21 protein-coding genes and 1 pseudogene are annotated in these 24,150 nt (G+C 33.6%); 18 read left to right on the top strand and 4 right to left on the bottom strand.

The annotated features are described in order from the left end of the window. Positions 1–300: 300 nt before the first annotated feature. The 3 genes from ychF to HQN62_RS08020 all read left to right on the top strand — a co-directional run bounded on the left by ychF (position 301) and on the right by HQN62_RS08020 (position 3,053). The gene (gene ychF / locus HQN62_RS08030; protein WP_111409214.1) at positions 301–1,395 is read left to right on the top strand and encodes a redox-regulated ATPase YchF; all 1,095 of its coding nucleotides are present in this window, start codon (positions 301–303) and stop codon (positions 1,393–1,395) included. Between the two features lie 198 nt (positions 1,396–1,593). Next, entirely contained in the window at positions 1,594–2,511 is a 918-nt protein-coding gene (locus HQN62_RS08025; protein ID WP_173503960.1) for a YihY/virulence factor BrkB family protein, read from the top strand. A 14-nt stretch (positions 2,512–2,525) separates the two neighbouring features. Beyond that, positions 2,526–3,053, top strand: a complete 528-nt coding sequence (locus tag HQN62_RS08020; RefSeq protein WP_173503959.1) for an NADPH-dependent FMN reductase — start codon at positions 2,526–2,528, stop codon at positions 3,051–3,053. A 12-nt stretch (positions 3,054–3,065) separates the two neighbouring features. Here HQN62_RS08020 and HQN62_RS08015 read toward each other — a convergent pair whose 3' ends face one another. Next, on the bottom strand, positions 3,066–3,377 hold the full coding sequence (locus HQN62_RS08015) for a hypothetical protein (RefSeq protein ID WP_173503958.1): 312 nt from the start codon (positions 3,375–3,377) through the stop codon (positions 3,066–3,068). Positions 3,378–3,507: 130 nt separating this feature from the next. Here HQN62_RS08015 and HQN62_RS08010 point away from each other — a divergent pair, with 130 nt between their 5' ends. From HQN62_RS08010 to HQN62_RS07970, 10 genes and pseudogenes are all read left to right on the top strand, one after another. Beyond that, a complete protein-coding gene (locus HQN62_RS08010) occupies positions 3,508–4,200 on the top strand; it encodes an ABC transporter ATP-binding protein (protein ID WP_173503957.1) in 693 nt (230 codons plus the stop codon). A gap of 1 nt (position 4,201) precedes the next feature. Further along, positions 4,202–5,428, top strand: a pseudogene (locus HQN62_RS19170) (DUF8201 family protein); the annotation flags it as partial. Positions 5,429–5,473: 45 nt separating this feature from the next. Further along, positions 5,474–5,899: a hypothetical protein gene (locus tag HQN62_RS08005; protein WP_173503956.1), complete on the top strand. Its 426-nt coding sequence runs from the start codon at positions 5,474–5,476 to the stop codon at positions 5,897–5,899. A 4-nt stretch (positions 5,900–5,903) separates the two neighbouring features. Continuing rightward, complete coding sequence (locus tag HQN62_RS08000) at positions 5,904–6,668, top strand: TIGR02757 family protein (RefSeq protein ID WP_173503955.1); 765 nt, start codon at positions 5,904–5,906, stop codon at positions 6,666–6,668. Between the two features lie 260 nt (positions 6,669–6,928). Further along, the gene (locus tag HQN62_RS07995) at positions 6,929–7,990 is read left to right on the top strand and encodes a HEAT repeat domain-containing protein (protein WP_173503954.1); all 1,062 of its coding nucleotides are present in this window, start codon (positions 6,929–6,931) and stop codon (positions 7,988–7,990) included. Beyond that, positions 7,990–9,417, top strand: coding sequence for a glycosyltransferase family 2 protein (locus HQN62_RS07990; protein WP_116795675.1), 1,428 nt, complete (start codon positions 7,990–7,992; stop codon positions 9,415–9,417). Before HQN62_RS07995 ends, HQN62_RS07990 begins: the two co-directional genes overlap by 1 nt. 27 nt (positions 9,418–9,444) lie before the next feature. Next, positions 9,445–10,716, top strand: a complete 1,272-nt coding sequence (locus HQN62_RS07985; RefSeq protein ID WP_173503953.1) for a YaiO family outer membrane beta-barrel protein — start codon at positions 9,445–9,447, stop codon at positions 10,714–10,716. A gap of 70 nt (positions 10,717–10,786) precedes the next feature. After that, positions 10,787–12,949, top strand: coding sequence for a DUF4838 domain-containing protein (locus tag HQN62_RS07980; RefSeq protein ID WP_254454500.1), 2,163 nt, complete (start codon positions 10,787–10,789; stop codon positions 12,947–12,949). Between the two features lie 477 nt (positions 12,950–13,426). Continuing rightward, positions 13,427–13,849: a response regulator transcription factor gene (locus HQN62_RS07975; protein WP_116795677.1), complete on the top strand. Its 423-nt coding sequence runs from the start codon at positions 13,427–13,429 to the stop codon at positions 13,847–13,849. A 192-nt stretch (positions 13,850–14,041) separates the two neighbouring features. Next, positions 14,042–15,391, top strand: a complete 1,350-nt coding sequence (locus tag HQN62_RS07970) for a DEAD/DEAH box helicase (protein WP_116795678.1) — start codon at positions 14,042–14,044, stop codon at positions 15,389–15,391. Positions 15,392–15,511: 120 nt separating this feature from the next. On the opposite strand, the gene HQN62_RS07965 is transcribed toward HQN62_RS07970, so the two are convergent. Beyond that, positions 15,512–16,621: a lactonase family protein gene (locus HQN62_RS07965; protein ID WP_173503952.1), complete on the bottom strand. Its 1,110-nt coding sequence runs from the start codon at positions 16,619–16,621 to the stop codon at positions 15,512–15,514. 180 nt (positions 16,622–16,801) lie between these two features. Between HQN62_RS07965 and HQN62_RS07960 the strand changes: the two genes are divergently transcribed. The 4 genes from HQN62_RS07960 (at position 16,802) to HQN62_RS07945 (ending at position 21,064) form a co-directional block, all read left to right on the top strand. Further along, positions 16,802–18,730 (top strand): vWA domain-containing protein, encoded by a 1,929-nt coding sequence (locus HQN62_RS07960; protein ID WP_173503951.1) that lies wholly within the window; start codon positions 16,802–16,804, stop codon positions 18,728–18,730. Positions 18,731–18,761: 31 nt separating this feature from the next. Continuing rightward, positions 18,762–20,015: a dihydroorotase gene (locus HQN62_RS07955; RefSeq protein ID WP_173503950.1), complete on the top strand. Its 1,254-nt coding sequence runs from the start codon at positions 18,762–18,764 to the stop codon at positions 20,013–20,015. 9 nt (positions 20,016–20,024) lie between these two features. Continuing rightward, positions 20,025–20,354 carry a hypothetical protein gene (locus HQN62_RS07950; protein WP_116795682.1) on the top strand — a complete coding sequence of 110 codons (330 nt, stop codon included), beginning with the start codon at positions 20,025–20,027 and terminating at the stop codon, positions 20,352–20,354. A gap of 62 nt (positions 20,355–20,416) precedes the next feature. Next, entirely contained in the window at positions 20,417–21,064 is a 648-nt protein-coding gene (locus tag HQN62_RS07945; protein WP_173503949.1) for an alpha/beta hydrolase, read from the top strand. A gap of 72 nt (positions 21,065–21,136) precedes the next feature. Here the strand turns inward: HQN62_RS07945 and HQN62_RS07940 are convergent, their stop codons facing one another. Then, the gene (locus HQN62_RS07940) at positions 21,137–21,637 is read right to left on the bottom strand and encodes a hypothetical protein (RefSeq protein WP_173503948.1); all 501 of its coding nucleotides are present in this window, start codon (positions 21,635–21,637) and stop codon (positions 21,137–21,139) included. 12 nt (positions 21,638–21,649) lie between these two features. Continuing rightward, the gene (locus tag HQN62_RS07935; protein WP_173503947.1) at positions 21,650–22,414 is read right to left on the bottom strand and encodes an MBL fold metallo-hydrolase; all 765 of its coding nucleotides are present in this window, start codon (positions 22,412–22,414) and stop codon (positions 21,650–21,652) included. A 99-nt stretch (positions 22,415–22,513) separates the two neighbouring features. On the opposite strand from HQN62_RS07935, the gene HQN62_RS07930 reads away from it, so the two are divergent. After that, positions 22,514–23,974 (top strand): TonB-dependent receptor, encoded by a 1,461-nt coding sequence (locus HQN62_RS07930; protein ID WP_173503946.1) that lies wholly within the window; start codon positions 22,514–22,516, stop codon positions 23,972–23,974. The last annotated feature ends 176 nt before the right edge of the window (positions 23,975–24,150 follow it).

Below are 24,150 nucleotides of genomic sequence, written 5' to 3'. Positions count from 1 at the left end.
AATATTTATTTTAACTTGGCATTCCAAGCATCAATAATGATTTGAAAAATCAAAGTAATGTGTGAAACAAAAGGAAAATCCAGTTTATCATACATAAAAATATTTAGTGGTGTCAAATTGATTCTTTCAGTTAAGACTAGATAAAAATTTGAGTACTTCAAGGCTTTATATAAGCTAAAGAATGAAAAGGAAGGTCGAATATTTGTGGAGTAATGTCTTTATACCTTATATTTGCAAACTTTAAAAAAGGAATTACTAAAGACAAGTAGTAGACAACTGTTATTTGTAAACAAACATAATATGAAAGCAGGAATTGTAGGGTTACCAAATGTTGGAAAATCAACATTATTCAATTGTTTATCGAATGCAAAAGCGCAAAGTGCCAACTTTCCATTTTGTACAATCGAGCCTAATATTGGAGTAGTGAATGTACCAGACCCAAGAATCGAAAAATTAGAATTACTGGTAAAACCGGAGCGTGTTCAAATGGCAACAGTAGATATCGTGGATATTGCTGGATTGGTAAAAGGAGCCAGTAAAGGAGAAGGTTTAGGAAATCAATTTTTAGGAAACATTAGAGAATGTAATGCTATTATTCACGTTTTGCGTTGTTTTGACAATGATAATATTGTTCACGTTGACGGGAATGTAAATCCTATCCGTGACAAAGAAACTATTGACATTGAGTTGCAATTAAAAGACCTAGAGACTGTTGAAAAACGTTTAGAGAAGGTCAATCGTGCTGCTAAAACCGGAAATAAAGAAGCACAAACTGAAAAAGCACTTTTGGACAGAATCAGAGAAACACTTTTGCAGGCAAAATCGGCAAGAACAGTAACTCCACAAAGTAACGACGAGGAAGTATTAATGGAAAGTTTTCAATTGATTACTGCAAAACCAGTGTTATACGTTTGTAATGTGGATGAGAATTCAGCGGTTTCGGGAAACAAATATGTAGATCAAGTTCGCGAATTGGTAAAAGATGAAGATGCTGAAGTAATTGTGCTTTCTGTAGGAGCCGAAGCAGATATCACCGAATTAGAAAGCTACGAAGAACGCCAAGTTTTCTTGGAAGATATGGGATTGAGTGAGCCAGGAGCATCGGTTTTGATTCGCGCAGCTTACAAATTATTAAAGCAACAAACGTATTTCACTGCAGGTGTCAAAGAAGTTCGTGCTTGGACTATTAACATTGGAGCTACAGCGCCGCAAGCCGCAGGAGTTATCCACACCGATTTTGAAAAAGGATTCATCCGTGCCGAAGTGATTGCCTATGAAGATTTCGTTCAATACGGATCAGAAGCGAAATGTAAAGAAGCCGGAAAATTTAAAGTGGAAGGAAAAGAATATATAGTAAAAGATGGAGACGTAATGCACTTCAGATTCAACGTATAGTCTTTAAGAAAAGAGTAAGGAATAAAGAAAATAAATAGAAACCTGCAAGAGTCATTTTGCAGGTTTTTTTTATGACCAATTTAGAATATGTAATTTGTTACTAAAGAAATGTCTATTATTATGTAAAAACTAAAGCGAATCATATAAAACTTTAAGGAGGGAATGGTCTAATTTAGTTGCAATTTTAATAAACAGATTATGCTATTTAAAGACCTATTATCTAAGTCTTGGTTTTTACTCAAAAATGCAACTTTGGAATTTATAGATGATAACGCGATAAAACTTAGTGCTGCTTTGGCCTATTATACCATTTTTGCTCTTCCGCCCTTATTAATTATAATAATTACAATTTGTGGTTTTTTCTTTGGAGATGAAGCAGTAACTGGCCAGCTTTATGGACAAATTAATACTTTGGTTGGTAACGAAGCAGCGATTCAGATTCAAGGTGCTATAAAGAACGTTGAGCTTTCTGGAAGTAATGTTTTTGTAACTATATTTGGAATAGGAATGTTATTGATTGGAGCTTCGGGAGTCTTTGCGGAGATTCAAAGCTCTATTAATTATATTTGGGGTTTGCGTGCTAAGCCCAATAAAGGGTTCAAAAAGTTCATTCAAAACCGGATAATGTCTTTTTCGATGATTGTATCATTAGGATTTTTGATGATCGTTAGTTTATCCGTAAATACCATATTGGACATAGTGAATACAAGGTTGAAACTATATTTTCCCGAAAGTACGATTTACTTATTTTATGTTGTTAATTCAGTAATTGTCTTTAGTATAATCACTTTGCTTTTTGCAATTATCTTTAGGACATTGCCAGACGGAATTATAAAGTGGAGAGATGCTTGTCTCGGTGCTTCTTGCACGGCTGTATTATTTATGATTGGGAAATTTGCTATTGGTTTTTATTTGGGAAATTCTACGATTGCTTCTATCTATGGAGCTGCAAGCTCAGTAATAATTATTTTGATATGGGTTTATTATTCGTCTATAATTCTTTACTTTGGAGCAGAATTCACCAAGGTGTACGCAAAAACATATGGCGGAAAAATTTCTCCAAATGAATATTCAGTAGAAATTAAAAAAGAAATTTTGGAAATTGAGAAATCCTAAAAAACTAATTTATTATGAAAATCATAGCCTTTGCAGGAAGTCCAAGCAAAAAATCCATCAACAAAAAATTAGCCACTTATGCAGCGGGGTTGTTTGAAAATGCCCAAGTTGAAATTTTGGATTTAAACGATTATGAAATGCCGTTATTCAGCGTTGATAAGGAAGTTGCAATCGGGCAACATCCTTTGGCTAAAGCCTTTTTGGAAAAAATAGCAGCAGCTGATTTGTTGGTAGTTTCACTTGCCGAAAATAATGGAAATTACAGCGCTGCTTTCAAAAATACCGTGGATTGGTGTTCGAGGATAAACGGAAAAATATTTCAGGAAAAACCAATGTTATTGATGGCCACTTCGCCGGGCGCTAGAGGAGGTGCAAGCGTTCTGGAGATAGCTAAAAATAATTTTCCCCGTTTCAATGCCAATATAAAAGCTGTATTCTCATTACCAAGTTTCGAGGCTAATTTTGATGTTGAGACAAATGTTATTTCAAATCCAGAATTTGATAATCAATTGAAAGAAATTGTTAGAGATTTTCAAATTTGAAATAAATATAGACTAACTCTTTGCCTCATTATTATTACTTTTTATCCAATAGGTATATATCCATGTCAGAGTAAAAGAAGGGACAACATCTGTGAATGGTAATATTTCTTCAACAAAAGTTAAAACACCAGCAACCTTACCCACTCGACCTTCATACATTCTGGTCATCAAAAAGCCGGCAAGAGGAGCCCAAACAACGTCGCCAAATTCGCCTATGCCTGGAATGGTAAAAGACAGCATACCAATCGCATCAAATAGAACCCCTAAAACTAATTTTTTACTTTTTAGGTTGTTTTTTACGGCAACAACATTTTTACTTTCCATTTTTTTGAGATTAAATTGATATAAATATACGAATCTAGTCGTTATTTTCCAGAATTTATACTGTAGAAAAAACGCTTTAATCAGAGGGTTAATTACCAAATACTTTGTTTCTTTGTAAAAACAGTTTGAAATGATACACGCAAAAAACATACATAAATATTACGATCAACTTGAAGTATTAAAAGGAGTGGATTTACATATTAAAAAAGGCGAAATTGTTTCTATTGTTGGTGCTTCGGGTGCGGGAAAAACAACACTATTGCAAATTCTTGGAACATTGGATAAACCCAGTCCAACAAAAAAGGAATCCGGAAATCAAACACCAGAAAACGATACTTCACTTTTCATAAACAATGAAGATATTTTGAAAATGAACGACAAATCGTTGTCCAAATTCAGAAATTCGAATTTGGGATTTATATTTCAATTCCATCAATTACTGCCGGAATTTACGGCATTGGAAAATGTTTGTATCCCAGCTTTTATTGCCAATAGATCAAAAACAGAAACAGAAAAAGAAGCCAAAAAATTGTTGGAATATTTAGGTTTATCGCACAGAATAGACCACAAACCAAACGAATTATCTGGAGGCGAACAACAACGTGTTGCTGTAGCACGAGCACTAATCAACAGGCCTGATGTTATTTTTGCCGATGAGCCTTCAGGAAATCTGGACACGCATTCCGCTGAAAATTTGCATCAATTATTTTTTCAACTACGAGATGAATTTGGACAAACTTTTGTGATTGTAACCCATAATGAAGAATTAGCCAATATGGCCGACAGAAAATTAGTAATGACCGATGGACAAATAATGCTGTAAAATGATATTGATTCTTTTAAGTTGGATTTATATATTTTTTTCGACAATCAATCTCGGTTTTGTAACTGACAGAATCCTACGATTAAAGAATCAAAATTTTGTTATCCATACTATTTTAGGACTTTTTACCACCACCATTTTTACTAGTATTTGGGCAATTTTTGGAAGAGTAAACTTTGAGTTTCATATAGTTCTCCTTTTAATTAACCTTGCTGTTTTTTTTAAATTTCAAAAAGAAATTAGGCTTCTTTATAAATTATTTTTAGAAGAATTAAGTTCGCTGACAACTCCTTTAAAAATAGTACTTAGCACTATTACTATTTTAATTTTGGCCCAATGCGCTTCCATTCCTTATATTTTAGATAACGAATCATATTATATTCAGACAATAAAATGGATTAATGAATATGGTTTTGTAAAAGGTTTGGCCAACTTACATTTTTTTTTAGCCCAAACAAGTGGTTGGCACATTCTTCAGAGTGCATATAGTTTTTCATTTTTATATGATAAATTCAATGACATCAGTGGTTTTTGTCTTTTACTCGGAAATATATTCGCAATTACAAAACTGAATGATTATTTCAAAAACAAGGATGAAAATTATTTGATAATAGGATTACTTCCATTGGCAAACGTATTTTTCTTCCAATTTATAAGTTCACCTTCCCCAGATATTCCGATATATATTTTTTCATTAATCATCTTCTTTTATTTTCTACAAAATTTTAAAAAATTGGATGTCGAAAATTTTAACCTGATAGTGATTTTGATTCTTTTTTCCTTGTTCATCAAAACAACTTCCTTTTCATTAATTTTCATTCCTATTCTTTTTTTGGCGAAAAATTTCAAAAAATTATTACCTGAACTTTTTAAATCAGTCCTAATATCAATTATTATATTAGTCCTTTTTGTAATTAAGAACACTATCATTAGTGGTTTTCCATTTTTCCCGGTAATCAATTTCCATTTCTTAGAAACTGACTATAGAATACCTGAAACAGTAGCAAAATTGTATTATGAAGAAACTAGACTCTATGGGTATTTTTTGACACATGAGCAATACGCTAAAATGACCGTTTATGATTTATTTTTAAGATGGTTAACTTTACCTAAATTGCATGGCTTATTCAATAAATTAAGCATAATACTCATTCTTACCAGTCCGATATTTATATACAAATATTTCCATAGGAAAGAAATATGGGCCCTTTACTTTATAATGTGCCTACATTTCACATTTCTATTTTGTACTTCCCCACAATATCGGTTCTTTATGAATTTTTTATTGTTTTTTTCCTTTTTCTTGACGGCTCTATTCCTGAAACAAAAAAGAATCGTCCTTTTATCTCTTTACTTTTCAATTTTCATTACTGGCTTTGTTTTGTTAATGCCAATTAATTTATATTTTTTTACTAAAAATAAATTCGCCCTGTCAACCAGTAATTTTTCTACAAAAAATATTATTTTCCCATATAAAAACACAAAATCCAGTACTACTTTTGAATATCTTCAAAACGGTAATCTCAATTTTTATTCTCCTGTCGAAAATGATTTTTTTTGGAGTTCAGGAGACGGGAAACTTCCTTGTGTGAATAAAAATCAAATCCAATATTTCAATTACTATTATAAAGTAAAACCTCAAATGCGGACTACCGATTTGAAAGATGGTTTTTACTCCAAAAGCACTTCGAAAGAATAACAAAATGAATAAAACTGAACTTAAATCTTTTCTGGACGAAAAAGTACTATTATACAATAATCAGGATTTCATCGAAAGTGATCCTGTACAAATTCCGCATCTATTTACCCAAAAGGAAGATATCGAAATTGCAGGATTCTTGAGCTCCACTATATCTTGGGGAAATCGAAAAATGATTATCAAGAATGCACACAAAATGATGGATGTGATGGGTAATGCGCCTTATGATTTTGTAATGTCGCACCAGGAAACCGACTTAGAACGATTGGAAAATTTCGTGCATCGTACTTTCAACGGACAAGATTTTATCGGCTTTATTAAAGGATTACAGCATATTTATCAAAATCATGGTGGATTAGAAACAATCTTTAGCCAAAATATAGAAGGAAACGATTTGCAAAATAGCACTCATAAATTCAAACAGCTTTTTTTTGAAATCCCACATCTTAACAGGACACAAAAACACATTTCTGACCCATTGAAAGGATCTGCGGCCAAGAGAATAAATATGTATTTGAGATGGATGTGTCGCCAAGACAACAAAGGTGTCGATTTAGGGATTTGGAAAAGCATCTCCCCTTCCCTTCTTTCTTGTCCGCTAGATATACACTCCGGAAATGTAGCCCGTAAATTAGGCTTACTTACGCGAAAACAAAATGATGGAAGAGCTCTAACCGAATTGGATATAAATCTTAGGGAACTAGACCCAATAGATCCCGTAAAATATGATTTTGCTTTATTTGGATTGGGCGTTTTTGAAGGATTTTAGACAAATACTAAAAAAAATTACTTACTCTTTTTACTTGAAATCCAAATTACAATTTTCAATCTGTTTAACTTCTAAAAAAGTTGTTTTTTATAATCATATAAACCGACTCCCTTTCACTTCATAACAAACTGTTTTCCATTATTTTATTCAAAATATTTGAAATAATCATTATCTTTATGTAGATTTTTTTTTAATAAAAAAAATACAACCCAACATTGGCTTAGTTTTTTGTAACCCTTTTCAAAACGCACCTCTTATTAATGGATGTATTAATTTATTATTTTGTCCTCATCGCTCTTCCCATATTGACTTGTGGACTTATCTTATTAATAGCTTTTCTGATAATCAATAGATTCAGATACGATTTGTTCAGACCAAAATTTGAAGACGCAAAAAGTAAAATAGACAGTTTCCTAACCAACATGATTTTCTCGCCTTTTGATGAAACTCTTTTTAAAACCGAAATTGAGCAATTCAAAAAAGGAATTCCATTTGAAAAAAAATGGTGCAAAAAATTAATTCTTAATGAGATTATTTTCTTGAAATTGAATCTAAAAGGTGAAGTCACCAATACTTTCCATTTTCTATATGAACAATTTGAATTATTCGAATACACCAAAAAACTTCTAAAAAGCAATCGCTTTTATTTAAAGTGTCTAGGGATGTACCAACTGGAATCTTTAGAATATAAAAAAGGAGCTCCGCTCATTACTCCATTCTTAAATCATAAAAACAGAAGTGTCAAATCCAGTGCTTTTTTGTCCTTAATCTCACTAAAACCAAACAAATTAGAGACTTTAGTTGATTTCTCACACCAAATTACTATTGCTGAAGAAATCAATATTATGGATATTTTACATCAGAAAAAAACAAAAATTCCTTCCAACTTAAGTCAATGGATTAAATCAGATAATCTTTCAATTATCAAATTGGGAATAAAATTGATGGTATTTTACAACTATACCAATGACAATGAAACCATTCTAAAATTACTAAAACACAACGACAAATCGGTTCGACATGAAGCAATTATAGCTGTGAAATTTTTATATATCCACCAGGCAGAACCGATATTGATTGAACAATTTAAACACGAAGACACTCTAAATAAATTAGAAATCTTCGATACGCTTTCCGGAATAGGAGCAACCAATTCTGAGCATTTTATTGCTCAATTATTAGAAAATAAAACCGACGAGGATATTAAACTTGATGCCGTTTATTGTCTCAACAAAATAAACTCACATTATTTTGAACAACATTTTTTGGATAATGAAGATGTACAAAAAGTAGTCAAACATGTTAAAACACCTTATTTATAATGCTAGATAATATATTAAACATATATGCATATTTCATAGGAGTATTTTCTTTTACCTATATCATTTGTTATACCATATTAGCAATGCTATCCTATTATGCGATTAAAAAACACCTAAACACGAAATATTACATTCCAAATAATGTAATCATCAAATCCAATTACATCCCAGGTGTCTCTGTAGTAGCACCAGCATTCAACGAAGGGGCGACTGTTGTCTACAATGTTAAATCGTTACTCTCACTTACTTATCCAAAATATGAAGTCGTATTGGTAAATGATGGCAGTTCCGATGATACTCTCCAAAAACTAATTGATGAGTTCGAATTAATCAAAGTCGATTTTTATTATCAGGAAAAAATTAAAACAAGTCGTGTAAGAGGTCATTACAAATCCACAAATTCACTTTATTCAAAACTATTGGTGGTGGATAAAGAAAATGGAAAAAGTAAAGCAGATGCCTCAAATGCAGGAATAAATTCAACCAAATATCCATTGTTTTTATGCACCGATGTGGATTGTATTCTAAAGAATGATACCATCATAAAATTAGCAAAACCCTTCATCGAAAGTAAAAAAAGAGTCATTGCAACAGGTGCTGGTATTCGAATTTCTAATTCTTGCGAAGTAAAAGATGGCTTTTTGGTCAAAATCCATTTCCCCAAAGGATGGTATCCTAGATTTCAAGAACTGGAATATGTTCGCGCCTTTCTTTTTGGCAGAATGGCCTGGAGTCAGATCAATGGTTTGTTGTTGGTTTCTGGAGGACTGGGTATGTTTGACAAAGAAATTGCTGTTGCGGCCGGAGGTTATTGGCACAAATCATTGGGAGAAGATATGGAACTTATTACTCGAATGAGAAAATATATGTATGACAACAAATTACCTTTTTCAATTCAATACATTCCTGAATCTTTATGCTGGACAGAAGTTCCAGCTACAAGAGAAGTCTTGATTCGTCAACGCGTACGTTGGGCAAGAGGATTGATCCAGACTTTATATTTACACAAAAATATTTTTTTCAATCCGAAATATGAAAAAACAGGATTTTTAATATTCCCTTATTTCTTTTTCTTTGAATTTTTGATTCCGATTCTAGAACTAACTGGCATCATTGTTCTGATTCTTGGCTTTTTTCTTTTGGATGTAAATTATGTAAATTTCCTCTACCTGTCGTTGATAGTATATTTATTCTATCTTATCATAACCTTTATTTCTATTCTATTGGACGATGTTATTTATAAAAACTATGCCAATACTAAGGAAATTATTGTTTTAATATTAATGGCTATTATTGAACCTTTTTGTTACCACCCCGTAAACGTGTATGCGTCGTTAAAAGGGTATTATCATTTTTTTAGACAGAAAGAACAAAGTTGGGGAAATATGCAAAGGCAGGGATTTAATACCACTCCAAAACAAAATTAGATTGCATATTGTAAATTTTTAAAAGGTATGAAACATAAAAACTACATCAAAATCCTCTTTATTCTTTTTCTTGTATTGGGAATGGCGAAAAATAATGTCGTTTGGGCACAAAAAATAGATGTTGACAGTCTTTTGAATGTTGCCATAAAAGAAGTAAACAAAGACAAAAACTATGAGTCGGCATTGAAGAAAACCCACTTGGGAATAAAACTGGCTCCCGATTATCTGGATTTTTATTTACTGACGGGCAGAATTTATCAATTGACAAATGCAAAAGACAGTGCTCAATATTATTATAATTATGTCATCGACAAAAATCCTGTTTATGAAGATGCCTTCACTTACCTAATCAATATGGATATCGAAGAAAAAAACTATTCGGATGCGGAGATAGTTGTCAATAAAGCCATTGCTGCACACCCAGGAAAAAAAGATTTTAGATACAAAAAACTCGCCATCTATGAATTGCAGGGAGAAAAAGAAAAAAGCGAAGCCTATTTAAAAGAAATGGAGGCTATGTATCCAAAAGATTCCGATTTCAAACTGCATTATTTCATTGCTGATAGCCGATTGAAATCGGATCGAATTGGAGTCAATTACAACTATACCACCTTTGACCGCTCCGGTTATGGCCCTTGGCATTATGGAAGTTTGCAATACATTAGGCAACGAAATTGGGGATCGGCCATTGCCAGAGTCAATTATTCCAATCGATACGCAGATGGACAAAGTGTAGTCAATGGTATTCAGTATGAAGCCGAAAGTTATCTTTTTACAAGCAAAAATAGCTACTCCTACATTGGAGCAGGTTATAGCAGCGATCCTGTATTTCCCAAATTAAGGCTCGGATATTCCTTTTTTCATAATTTCAATAAAGGATGGGAAGGTGATTTAGGCGTTCGCTACATTGATACCGAAGACACCAATTTTGCCACTGCAGTTGTTGGAGTTGGAAAATATTTGGGTTCCTATTGGCTCAATCTAAGGTCCTACTTTCAATTTGAAAACAGCACCGTTTACCCAGCTTTTACCCTAACGAGTCGCTATTATTTCAATACCCGATTTGATTACCTTACAATAATTGCAGGTTACGGAACTTCACCAGATGAGCGAACTACCCTTGGACAAATAGAAGAACGTTTATCTCTTGATTCTTTTAGAATTGGAGGCGGTTATTATCGATTGTTTGGTGAGCATTACGTAACAGGATTACAATTATCTGCAAACAATCAGGAATACACACCCGGCTTGAAACAAATCGAAACCGAGATTGCTTTGATGTTTCAATATCAATTTTAAAAAAATGATGTGCCAACAAGTTAAAATAATAGCCATCATTTTTATTTTGTTAGTAGCAAACTGTAAAATTATGGCCCAAAACTCACTTAATTTAACAAATACAAAAGGACAGGAAGTTTTTATACTTTCCACAAGTGATGCTACAAAAAATCCCGCAACGCTTTTAAAAACTTATTTAGACCAAGCCTTTGAAAATCCAATTCTTATACAAGTTGACAAAACAAAAAGTAATGGCAACTCAAAAATAATTCTCGAAATTGCTTCCAATAAAAACGCGACTCAAGAAAATTCTTTTGTCATCAAAAGCGACGAAAAAAATATTTATTTGATTGGTTCAAATGAAAAAACCTTAAGATACGCCGTTTATACTTTATTGGAAATTTGGGGATTTAGAAAATACACAGCAAACGATAATTTCATTCCTAAGCTAAAACAAGTCTCCTTTCCTAAAAATTCAAATCAAATCTACAAACCGTCATTTGAATACCGCGCCTTATTTTATCCCGATTGTTATGATGAAGCTTTCAGGGAATGGCACAAACTGGACTGGCACATTGATGATTTTGGAATTTGGGGACATTCCTTTTATAAATTACTTAGTGCAAAAACGTATTTCAAAACCAATCCCGAATTTTTTGCGTACTACGAAGGAGAACGCAACAGTGAGTCATTGTGCATGTCCAATGATACTGTGGTCGAAATTGTCACCAAAAAAATGAGTGAAATAATTGCTCAAAATCCCAATGCAAGCTTTTTTTCGGTTAGCCAAAATGACGATGTCGTTTATTGTGAATGTACCAGATGCAAAACTCTGAATGAAAAATATGGAGGCCCGCAAGGCTCGTTTTATTATTTTCTGAATAAAATTGCATCCCAATTTCCTAAAACCCAAATCACCACATTAGCTTACCTCCACACCTATCGCGCTCCTGTAAATCTAAAAATCGAACCCAATATTTACACACTTTTTTGTCCAATAGAACTGAATCGCGGAAAGGCAATTTCAGAAGTACCAAACAATGCTGCCTTTTTGGATATCCTCAAAAATTGGAGCACAACCGCACAACACTTTTATTTATGGGACTATACGGTCGAATTCACCAACTATCTTTCGCCTTTTCCTAATTTTCAAACCTTTTCGAAGAACTACAAACTCTTCGAACAGAATCAGGTCAAGGGCCTTTTTGTACAAGGTTATGCCGATGTTCCTGGGGATTTATACGAATTAAGACAATATCTTTTGGCTAAAATAATTTGGGATACCCAAACCGATGTTGAAGCAGTTACCAATGATTTCCTGAATGGTTTTTATGGAAACGCGGCTCCATTTGTTAAAAAATACATCGATCTACTAACTCAATATCAAGAAAAAACAGACCGCTATCTAGACATTTATTCAGATCCTATCCAAAACAGAAATACCTTTCTTACTCCTGAAGCCATGGATCAATACGATCAAATTATAAGTCAAGCAGAAAAGGTTTCAGTTGATAATCCAATAATAGCAAAGCGTGTTTTAAAATTGAGGATGTCCTTAGAATATGTGTATTTTGAACAAGCCAAATTTTATGGCAAAGACAAGCACGGAATGTTTACGGACAAAAACAAAGAAGACCAAGGAAAACAACTCAGAGAACGAGTACTGAACTTTTCAAAAAACTGTAATGACTTTGGAATTTATGAACTAAGTGAAGGTGGTCTAACTCCCGATCAATACTATCAAGAATGGCTGGCTATAGAGAAAAACACCTGCAACCATTTGGGAGAGAAATATGAAGTCCGTTTTTTGACTTCTCCAGCCGATGAAAACAAAGGCAAAGGAACTTATGGATTGGTTGACGGTGTTCGCGGATACAAAAATCCTGCTATTAACTGGATTGGCTGGTACGGCACTAATCCCGAAATTGAAATTACTACCCGAAAGTTAAATTTCAATACCATCCGAATCAATTCCTTGAATGATCAAAGACATTGGATTTTTACACCCAAAAAAATCAGTATCTACGGGCTCAAAAAGAACAAATGGCAACTTATCACCCAGCAGGAAAGCGAGGAATTATCAGAAAGTTTAGAAGTTACCATAAAACCTTGGGAATTTAAGTCGGATAACTTTAACCGATACGATGTTCTAAAAATTGAAGTCGAAAATCTAAAAGAATTACCCATTTGGAGAAAGCGAAAAAACAAAAAGCCAATGGTAATGATTGATGAAATTGAGTTGTATAATAAATAATGCCACCCTAAATTCTATCATACTTTTTTCTTTTTCAGCTGATGGCAAAAAGACCAAATACTAAACCTTAGCCCCGATTGCTTCGCCAGTTCGCTTCGCTCATATGAAGTGAAAATCCTCCCGTTTTTTTCGGGAGATTGTAACGGAAAGCGGGACGATATTAACAAAAAAGCCTAATCATTCTGCTCCAAATTAACATTCTATAATTCTTCTTAGTTTACAAACACTTATATATTTTCAATGATGCTTCTTCAATCATTGGGCGACTTCTTTATCCTAACTCAATCATTACTAGATAAATAAAATTGGGAACAATTTAAGACTCTTTATCAAAACTTTAAGAGGTTTAAAAACAGCAAATAAATGTTTGGCATAGTTGTTGTAAATACAGAACAAATGCATTTCAACAGATTTATTTGCATTTTATGGATTTTTAAAATCTATAAACTCCTAAGGGAATGATTAAAAGATAAAAACATGAACAATTCAGATTTAAAAATATTGATTGCAGAGGATGATGTATTGATGATAAAAATCCTCGAGTTCATTCTTAAAAAAGAAGGATACCAAGTAACATCATGTAAAGATGGTTTGAGTGCTATAGAAAAAATTCCTGTACTTATACCTGACTTGATTATTACTGATATTATGCTTCCTTTTCGTTCTGGACTTGAAATAATAGGATATTCTAAGGAAACCTTTGAAAACATTCCTGTTATTGTGGTTTCATCATTGGGTGAAGAAGAAGGGACAGTCATTGAGGCTTTTAATTTAGGAGCTGATGATTTTGTATCTAAGCCTTTTAATCCAAATGAATTATTGCTTCGAGTAAAACGTTTATTTGCAAAAAAGAATTACAGCATAAAACCAAAAGAAGTGGAAGTGAGCATTAGTGCTTAAAACCATTTGTTTTGGTTGTTTTCCTAAACCTCTGATTATTATTTCCCCAAGTAATTTTTAGAGGTTTTATCATTATAGCCATTTACACCTATTCAAAATGCATCTGTCCATTCCGTAAATAAAGCCAAAGTTAGCCTCACCTTTCTTTCCTTAGTTTCAAAAAACCTATCTTTGCACAAAATTAAAACAATAATGAGTACTTTCGAACAATTCAATCTCCCTAAATCAGTACAAAAAGCAATAGCCGATTTAGGTTTTACATCCCCAACTCCTATTCAGGAAAAAACTTTTTCTGTGATAATGTCTGGCCGTGATATGATGGGAATTGCGCAAACAGGTACTGGTAAAACATTTGCCTATTTATTGCCTTTATTAAAATTATACAAATTTACTCCAGGTCATACTCCAAAAATAGTAATCCTTGTTCCAACTCGTGAACTAGTAGTTCAGGTGGTAGAAGAAGTCGAAAAATTGACCAAATACATGTCGGTTCGTACTATTGGAATTTTTGGTGGGGTAAATATCAATACTCAAAAAACATTGGTTTATCAAGGATGTGATATACTTGTGGGAACTCCAGGGCGAATTATGGATTTAACGTTGGATAACGTTATTCGTTTTGAAGAAATGCAAAAATTGGTTATTGATGAGTTTGACGAAATGTTGAATTTAGGTTTCCGCACCCAGTTGACGGCTATTTTGGCTATGATGCCAAAAAAACGTCAAAACATATTATTCTCGGCGACAATGACCGATGAAGTAGATGCAATTTTGAATGATTATTTTGATTATCCAGAAGAGGTTACGCTTTCAGCATCTGGAACACCGCTTGAAAACATTACACAAATTACATATCAAGTTCCAAATTTCAATACAAAAATAAATCTTTTAAAACACTTATTAGAAACCAATGAAGACATGAGTCGTGTTTTGGTTTTTGTGAATAACAAAAAGATTTCCGATATGGTTCATCAACGTATTGAGGAAGATTTTGAAGGGCAATTTGGTGTAATCCACTCCAATAAATCTCAAAATTACCGTTTGAGCACGATGGCTGAATTTCAAGAAGGAAATCTTCGAGGATTAATCACTACCGATATTATGGCGAGAGGTTTGGATATTTCGAATATTACCCATGTAATCAACTTTGAAATGCCCGAATTACCAGAATTGTACATGCACCGTATTGGTAGAACGGGTCGTGCCGATGCTACTGGAACTGCTATAAGTCTAATTACTCCTCGTGAAGAAGAGTCAAAAGTGGCCATTGAAATTTTGATGAATACCGAATTAGCGGTTGAAACTTTCCCAGAAGAAGTTGAAGTTTCATCCAAATTAATCGAACCTGAAAAAGACAGGCAACCTATTAAGTTTTTGATGAAAAAACAAAAACTGGAAGGCGATGGCGCTTTTCAAGAGAAAAGTAAAAAGAATAAAAAAGTCAATTTGGGAGGACCTGGTGTAACCAAGAAAAAAACGCATGGTTCAGTAAATAGAAACATGTTGAAAACAAGAGATAAAAAGAGAAAAGACAAAAAATAGTAGGCAGAATTAAGTTATTAGTCTTCTAAACAAATGGTCCATAGCTAAAACTATGAACCATTTGTTTTTATAAAAATAGAAGTTACCGAAAAATAAAAAACCGAATACTAAACATTTTTGTTACTTTGCAAACACCAAACAAACAGGGGAACACAAATCAAATCTTTTCTTTGTATCTGTCAGCGTTCCTTTTCTTTTGTTTATTTTAAAAATCACTATATCATTTGTATATTGATGCGCTACCAAAAGAAACTTGCCTGTTGGATCAATCGCAAAATTTCTCGGGCCTTTGCCTAAAGTGCTTACTTGCCCTTTTGATTTTAATTTTCCTTTTCCAGAAATTTTAAAAATCGAAATTGTATTGGCGTCACCTCTATTTGAAGCATACAGGAATTTTCCATTTGGAGAAACATGAATATCAGCTGAGCTAAAAGTACCTTTATAATCATTGGCCAAAATGGTGGTTTCACCGATTTGCGTTAATTTTCCGTCTGCATAACTAAAAGTTGTCAATGAACCATCCAATTCTTGCAATAAGTAAACATATTTTCCTTTTTTGCTAAATGTCAAATGTCTTGGTCCACTTCCCGCTTTTACCGAAACACTGTCTTTTAAACTTAAAATATCAGCAGTCGCAGTTGGGTTATAATTGTATATATAGATTTTATCGGTTCCTAAATCATTACTTAAAACATATTTTTTATCCGGCGAAAAATAAACCATGTGAACATGTGGCTTTTCTTGTCTTTCGGCATTCACACCTTTACCATAATGTTGGACAACTTGTTTCGCTTCTGTCAAACTACCGTCCTCGTTTTTACCAAAAACAGAAATATTCCCACCTGAATAATTCGCAACTATCACATTTTTATCATCGTTGATAAGATAACAAGGGTCAGCTCCTTTGGAACTTACTGTATTTATTGAACTAGGTTTCCCGCTTACTGCATCAAATGCAAAAGAACTTACGGTACTAGCTGCTCCATTTTCATTTACGGCATAAATAAATTTTTCATCCTTGGAAAGCGATAAATAACTTGGATTAACGATACTGTCTGATGATTTTTTTAATCTTATTTGAGCATTATTTGTATCAAATTCATACACATAAATACCTCTGCTATAACATGGATTGGTATAGGTGCCTACAAGAAGATTGACTTTGTTTTTTTGAGCCAACATTGGGCCTAAAGAAAAAATTAATAAAAGAAATAGGTAAACTTTTTTCATATTTTATAGTTTTCAGAATAGCTAAAATACTTATTTTCTTTCAGAATTACCCTATTTGCTTCCTATTTTGAAAAATAATAACAACATCATGAGAAACTGTCAACAAATTTGTATTTTTGAAACACAAAATCTTACGAACTTCATTGTCATAAAACCCTGTGAAGCAAACAAAAACTTAGAATGCACTTTAAACAACCCGAAATTCTATACTTTCTATTTCTGCTGATTGTTCCAATTTTGGTACATTTATTTCAATTAAGACGTTTCAAAAAAGAATATTTCACTAATGTCCGGTTTCTAAAAGCACTTTCGATTCAAACCCGAAAAAGTTCCAAAATAAAAAAATGGTTGCTTTTAACCTGCAGAATCCTTTTACTCACCTGCATTATTCTTGCCTTTGCCCAACCTTTTTTTGAATCCAAAGACAGCAAAAATGCCAGCAATGAAATGTATATAGTCTTGGATAATTCCTTCAGTATGCAAGCCAAAGGAAAAAAAGGGGAATTACTTAAACGTGCCATTCAGGAACTGCTTGAAGAAACTCCGGAAAATGCCAATTTTTCTTTGTTGACCAATACTGATAATTACTGGAATACCGATATTAAAACCATTCGAGGTGAATTGCAAAACTTGAAATACAGTGCGACTCCTTTTCAATTGGATAATATTATAGCTAAAATAAAAGCGCATAAATCGGCTTTCAAGAAAGACATTGTCGTCATAACTGATGCGGTGGGCCTAAATCAAAATCAATTAAAAAATATTGACACCGAAAACATTCCGTATTTTATTATTCCAAAAGCGGAGCAAAAAAATAATGTGGCCATCGACAGTGTTTTTATTCGTCAAACTCTGGATGATTTTTATGAATTAAGCATCAACACGACAAATTACAGTTCCGATTTCAAACCCGTTCCCGTTGCTTTGTACAATCAAAACAAACTGATTGCAAAAACTATCATCAATTTCAAGAACAAAAAAGAAACCATAAATTTCACTATTCCAAAACAAACTTTTCATGGTTATGTTTCCATAGAAGACAATTATTTGGCATACGACAATAGATTGTTTTTTAGCATTTCAAAAATCAAAAAGACAAACATCATCAGTATTGGAGCACCCGAAAAAAACAATTTCTTGAGTCGAATTTACACTGATGACGAATTCAATTACAGTTCTTTTACGTTAAGTACTTTGGATTACAACAGTATAGACAAGCAAGATGCCATTGTTTTGAATGAGCTGGACGAAATTCCACAAGCCTTGCAAACCACTTTAAAAGCGTTTGTGAATAAAGGCGGAAATCTGATTATAATTCCGTCTGAAACAGGTTCAATTCCCAATTTAAATGCGTTATTGAATCAGTTTGGCGCCACTCAATTCCAATCATTGGAATCAAATGAAAAGCTGATTACCAAAATCAACTTCAGCCATCCGTTGTTTGCTGGCGTCTTTGAAAACAAAACCAATAATTTTCAATATCCAAAAACCAAAAAAGATTTCGCTATTTCTACCACAAGTCCTGCGGTTTTAAATTTTGAGGATCAATCGCCTTTTTTGATAGGACTTCGAAATGCCGTTTCATCGGTTTATGTTTTTTCGGCACCGATAAATATTCTGAATTCCAATTTCCAACAATCGCCTTTGATTGTTCCTGTATTTTACAAAATGGCTTTAAGTAAGCTAAATAATGGTATAAATGCCAACACTATTGGTAATAACAGTTCTTATATTGTTTCAGTACTTTTATCCAAAGATGAAATTCTGACCGTAAAAAATTCGGAAGAACAATTTATCCCAGTACAACAACTTCTGAATAATAAAGTACAACTTTTTTTTAATGATTACCCAGAAAAAGCAGGCAATTACACGATATATGATTCTAAAAAAGCAATAGAAAACATCAGCTTTAATTACCCAAGAACCGAAAGCAATTTGGATCAAGTCAACGAAAGCATATTATCCGATTATAAAACAAGTGATTCCATTTCAACCATTTTTGACAAGCTACAAACCAACCGAAGCGACAATCAAATTTGGAAATGGTTTATTATCTTTGCACTACTCTTCCTAGCATTGGAAATGGCAATTATCAAATTTGTGAAATAACAATCCAGTTTCTAAAAATTATAAAAACAACATGAAAATAATCATCCGAGGCGCCAAAATTATCGATTCGAAAAGTCCCTTTCACAATGAGATTGTAGATCTTTTAATTGTAGATGGTTTTATAAAAAAAATAGGAACGGCACTTCCAAATACCGATAATTCCGAAGAACTAAAGCTTGACAATCTTCACCTTTCACAAGGATGGTTTGACAGCAGCGTTTCCTTGGGAGAACCAGGTTTTGAAGACAGAGAAACTATCGCAAACGGACTGGATGTTGCAGCCAAAAGCGGTTTTACAGCTATCGCTTTACAACCAAACTCCTTCCCTGTTATAGACAATCAAGCTCAAGTGAATTTCGTAAAAAACAAAGCCAATGGTTTTGCTACGCAACTCTTTCCAATTGGAGCTTTAACCAAAGAAAGCGAAGGTAAAGACATGGCCGAATTGTATGATATGAAAAATTCGGGTGCGGTTGCTTTTGGAGATTACACAAAAAGCTTGGAAAACGCCAATTTGCTAAAAATAGCATTACAATATGTACAGGATTTTGATGGATTGGTTATCGCTTTTGCACAGGACGACAAAATAAAAGGAAACGGGGTTGCCAATGAAGGAGTTGTTTCTACTCGATTGGGACTGAAAGGCATTCCAGACTTAGCTGAAGAACTACAAATTGTAAGAAATTTATTTTTATTGGAATACACAGGGGGCAAAATGCATGTCCCAACCATTTCCTCAGCAAAATCAGTACAATTAATTAAAGATGCTAAAGCAAAAGGACTAAACGTTACTTGTAGCGTAGCCGTTCACCATTTGGTATTGACCGATGAAAAACTGGAAGGATTTGACACAAGATATAAAGTAACTCCACCATTGAAAACTGAAAACGACAGACAAGCTTTAATTAATGGAGTTTTAGACGGAACTATCGATATAATCACATCCGATCACAATCCAGTCGACATCGAACACAAAAAAATGGAGTTTGATATGGCCAAAAACGGAACTATTGGTTTAGAAAGTGCTTTTGGCGCTTTGATGACTGTACTTCCATTAGAAACGATAATCGAAAAATTCACCTCTGGAAAAGCGATTTTCAGTATTCCAAACAACAGCATCAGTGAAGGTGAAATAGCCAATATCACTTTATTCAATCCGGAAGGCATAAGCATATTCACAAAAGAAAACATACTTTCAAAATCCAAGAATTCAGCATTTCTAGGCACCACTCTAAAAGGTAAAGCCTATGGGATTCTGAACCAAGGAAAATTAATCTTAGGATAACCAAATAGCATGAACAACAATATTGAAGCTGGAAAAACAGCAGCCATTACCAGTTATATTTTAGGAATTGGCGTATTTATAGCCATGTCAATGAATAGTGGTGAAGACAAAAACGAATTTGCTTCTTTCCATATTCGACAAGGACTAGGACTTACCCTTACTTTTATTTCTTTAGGGTTAATAATTAGCAATTTTGACAGTCTGATGATTTCTGCACCTATGTGGATTTTCGTTTCTGTTTTGTGGACTTATGGTATTTTCAGTGCCATAAAAGGCGAAACAAAACCAGTTCCATTACTTGGAGAGTTCTTTCAGAAATGGCTTAAAAGCATTTCTTGATTTAAGATTTTAGATTGCTGATTAACGATTTTAGATTGAAACCAACAACTGATAACTGATTTATGAATCTATCCTTAGAATATAAAATAAGAGAACCGAAAGTGATTCTCGACAAAAATCCATTATTATTATTACTTCACGGTTATGGTAGCAACGAAGCAGATTTATTTTCATTTGCACCAGAATTACCGGATGAATATTACATTATCTCGGCACGTGCTCCCTATGATCTTCAATATGGAAGTTATGCTTGGTATGCCATTAATTTTGATGCTGACCAAAATAAATTTTCAGATAACGATCAAGCCCGTACTTCAAGAGATATAATTGCCAATTTTATTGATGAATTGGTTGCGAATTATCCTATTGATACCAATGATGTAAATCTAATTGGTTTCAGCCAGGGTTCCATTTTGAGCTATGCAGTGGCACTTTCGTATCCGGAAAAAGTGAACAAGGTGGTAGCGATGAGCGGTTATGTCAATTTAGAAATTGTTTCCGAAGATTACTTAAAAAACGACTTAAGCAAACTAAAAATATTTGCATCCCACGGAACAGTAGATCAAGTAATTCCCGTTGATTGGGCTAGAAAAACACCTGCACTTTTAGAGAAATTAGGCGTGGCAATCACCTACAAAGAATATCCTGTAGGCCATGGAGTTGCCCCACAAAACTTTTATGATTTCAAGAATTGGCTAGTTGAGAATTAGCATTCAGTCATCAGTTTTTTAGTAATCAGTTACCAACTGAACACTAAAAAACTGACCACGCATACTAACTTTTTACTTTTGGTATAAAAAAGACTGATTTACTTCAAAAGAAACGCTTTCGTCCTCGTTGATAAAATACTTCAACAATACTTCACCCCAATATTCTCCATCGCTGTAATCAGCAATTATCCAACGGTGGTTCAACACTTTTACTTTATTAATCGAAAACTTAGTGCCTCCCAATTGTACTTGTCCCGTATAAGGATTCCCTTTTGGATTGGCATTCAAATCCAATAGCTGTCCCGTCACGTAAGGAATTAAGGTCTCAAAATTTCTGATTTTATCCGACTTGGCCGATTCAAAATAATTTTGGGCATTTTCATTCTTTTCCAATGAAAAATAATTGGCATCAGACAATTTATTGGTAACAGACTGTAAACTATCTTTTAACTTGGTTGTGGTTTTTTTATATTTTTCCTGCTCAAAAGTTACCTCCTTGCTTAAATACATATAGGTATAAATATTAAAAACTAAAGACAAAATTAAAGCGTAAAGGAGTAATGATTTTTTCATCAGTAAACAGAATTAAATAGTAATTTCTAAATTATCATAAGCCAAGAAAACATTATCCGGCAATTTTTTTTGAACGACTTCATGAAAACCGAGCATGTGACTGATGTGTGTAAGATATGCTTTTTCGGGTTTCAGCAAAGCTATAAAATCGAGGGCTTCCTGCAAATTAAAATGTGTATTATGGGGTTCCTCTCGCAAAGCATTTACCACCAAGACTTTGAGACCTCTCAATTTATCTATTTCTGCTTCTTCGATAGTTTTCACATCAGTTAAATAGGCAAAATCATCTACTCTAAACCCAAAAACCTGAAGATTACCATGCATTACAGTTATTGGAATTGCCAGCTTGTTACCAATAGGAAAAGGAACATTATTAAATATTTCAATTCTTTTTACAGAGGGAGATCCAGGATATTTATTTACTGTTTCAAATATGTAATCAAATCGTTTCTCGATATTAACGAGCACCCGTTTATGGGCATAAATAGGAATCTCTCCCTGCTTAAAATTGAAGGGGCGGATATCATCCAAACCAGCTGTATGATCAGCATGCTCATGCGTAAATAAGATACCGTCTATCTTTCTGCAATTGGACACCAACATTTGTTGCCTAAAATCGGGGCCGCAATCGATAACGTACGAATGGCCTTCCCACGAGATCCACGCCGAAACCCGGAGCCTTTTGTCCTTAAAATCAGTGCTTTTACAAACTTCATGATCACTTCCAATAATTGGAATTCCTTGAGACGTACCTGTACCTAAAAAATATACCTTCAATTGCGTTGTTTTTTTTACAAAAATAGGATTAATTTCTCTTTCATTAGAAGCCGAATTAGTTAACTTTGTAACATAATTGCCCAAATTAAACAAAAAAAAATGGAAGCCAAAATAAAACTAAAAGGAGACAAAGTTATTGAGCAAATTCCTTCTTTAAAGGATAAAGCACTTCGTATCAATTTGAATGAAAACATATACGGAACTTTTGCTGAAATTGGAGCTGGTCAAGAAACAGTAAGACATTTTTTTAGATCAGGTGGATCATCAGGAACAATCGCAAAAGCAATGTCAGCTTACGATAAAGACTTTAGTGATGCGGTTTATGGGGTTGAGGAAGACGGTCGTTATGTAACCGAAAGCAGACTTAAAAAAATGCTTACTTTTGAAAGTGAATTGATTGAAGAAAGATTGAGCAGAACCAAACATCCCAACAAAATGTTTTTCAGTTATGCTAATACAGTTGCTACAATAGATTTTGCAAAACAATTTAAAGGCCATGGTTGGGTAGGAATTCGATACCAACTGGAGCCAACCGAAGACTACAACGAAATTATCATCCACATCCGTTTCAAAGAAACCGATTCCAGATTACAGCAAGAAACATTAGGTGTATTGGGAGTAAATCTAATTTATGGTGCCTTCTATAAATACAATGACCCTAAAAAATTACTAAGATACTTATACGATCACTTGGACAAAGACCAACTGGAGATTGACACCATCAATTTCTCAGGTCCCCGTTTTGCTGACGTGGACAATCGATTAATGAGTTTACAATTAGTAAAAAATGGCATGACCGATGCGGTAATGTTCAATCCTGAAGGCATAAACGTTTTGCCGGCCGCTATACTGTACAAGAAAAACATTCTCGCTTTTAGAGGAAGTTTCCGTCCGGTTACCAAGGTAAATATGGATATGTACAAAGAGTCTTTAAAAATGTTTTTGGAAGAAAACAAAGTTGAGAAAGAAAACACCTTGGTGATTTTCGAAATTACATTGTCAAATTTACGTTCTGATGGTGAAATTGATGAAAGAGACTTTATGGATCGTGCCGAATTACTTTGCTCTTTGGGACAAACCGTAATGATATCCAATTTCCAGGAATATTATAAAGTTGTCGAATATTTTTCTAATTATACTAAAGCCAGAATGGGGCTTGCAATGGGAGTCAACAACTTAGTGGATATTTTTGACGAGAAATATTACCGTCATTTGAGCGGAGGAATACTGGAAGCCTTTGGAAAATTATTCTATCGCGATATGAAAGTATTTCTATATCCTATGTTAGGTGAAGAAGGCGAAATCATAACTTCCAAAAACCTAAAAGTTCATCCTAGAATGAAAGAATTATACAAATTTTTCAAATTCAATGGGAAAGTGGTTGACATCGAAGGTTACAATCCTGAGATATTAGAAGTATTTTCTCGTGAAGTATTGAAAATGATCGGTGCAGGAAAACCAGGCTGGGAAGAAATGTTACCTACGGGAGTACCTGAAATTATTAAAGAAAAACGTCTTTTCGGATATCATCCCAATTCGCTTTTAGAAGCCAGTAATTAAGATTTTATTATTCAAAAGAGAAATAACTTTATTAAAAAATCCAAGAAAGACTGATTGTTTTTCTTGGATTTTTTTGGGTTCAAAGGGAATTTTAATTCCCTTAATGTATAATTTGGGCGTGCCACCATTAGGAAAAGGAGGCAACTCATAGAATCGCTCATTCGCCCCCTTTCCCT

Source organism: Flavobacterium sp. M31R6 (genome assembly GCF_013284035.1).
Taxonomy (GTDB): Bacteria; Bacteroidota; Bacteroidia; order Flavobacteriales; family Flavobacteriaceae; genus Flavobacterium.
This window is presented reverse-complemented; position numbering and strand designations above follow the sequence as displayed.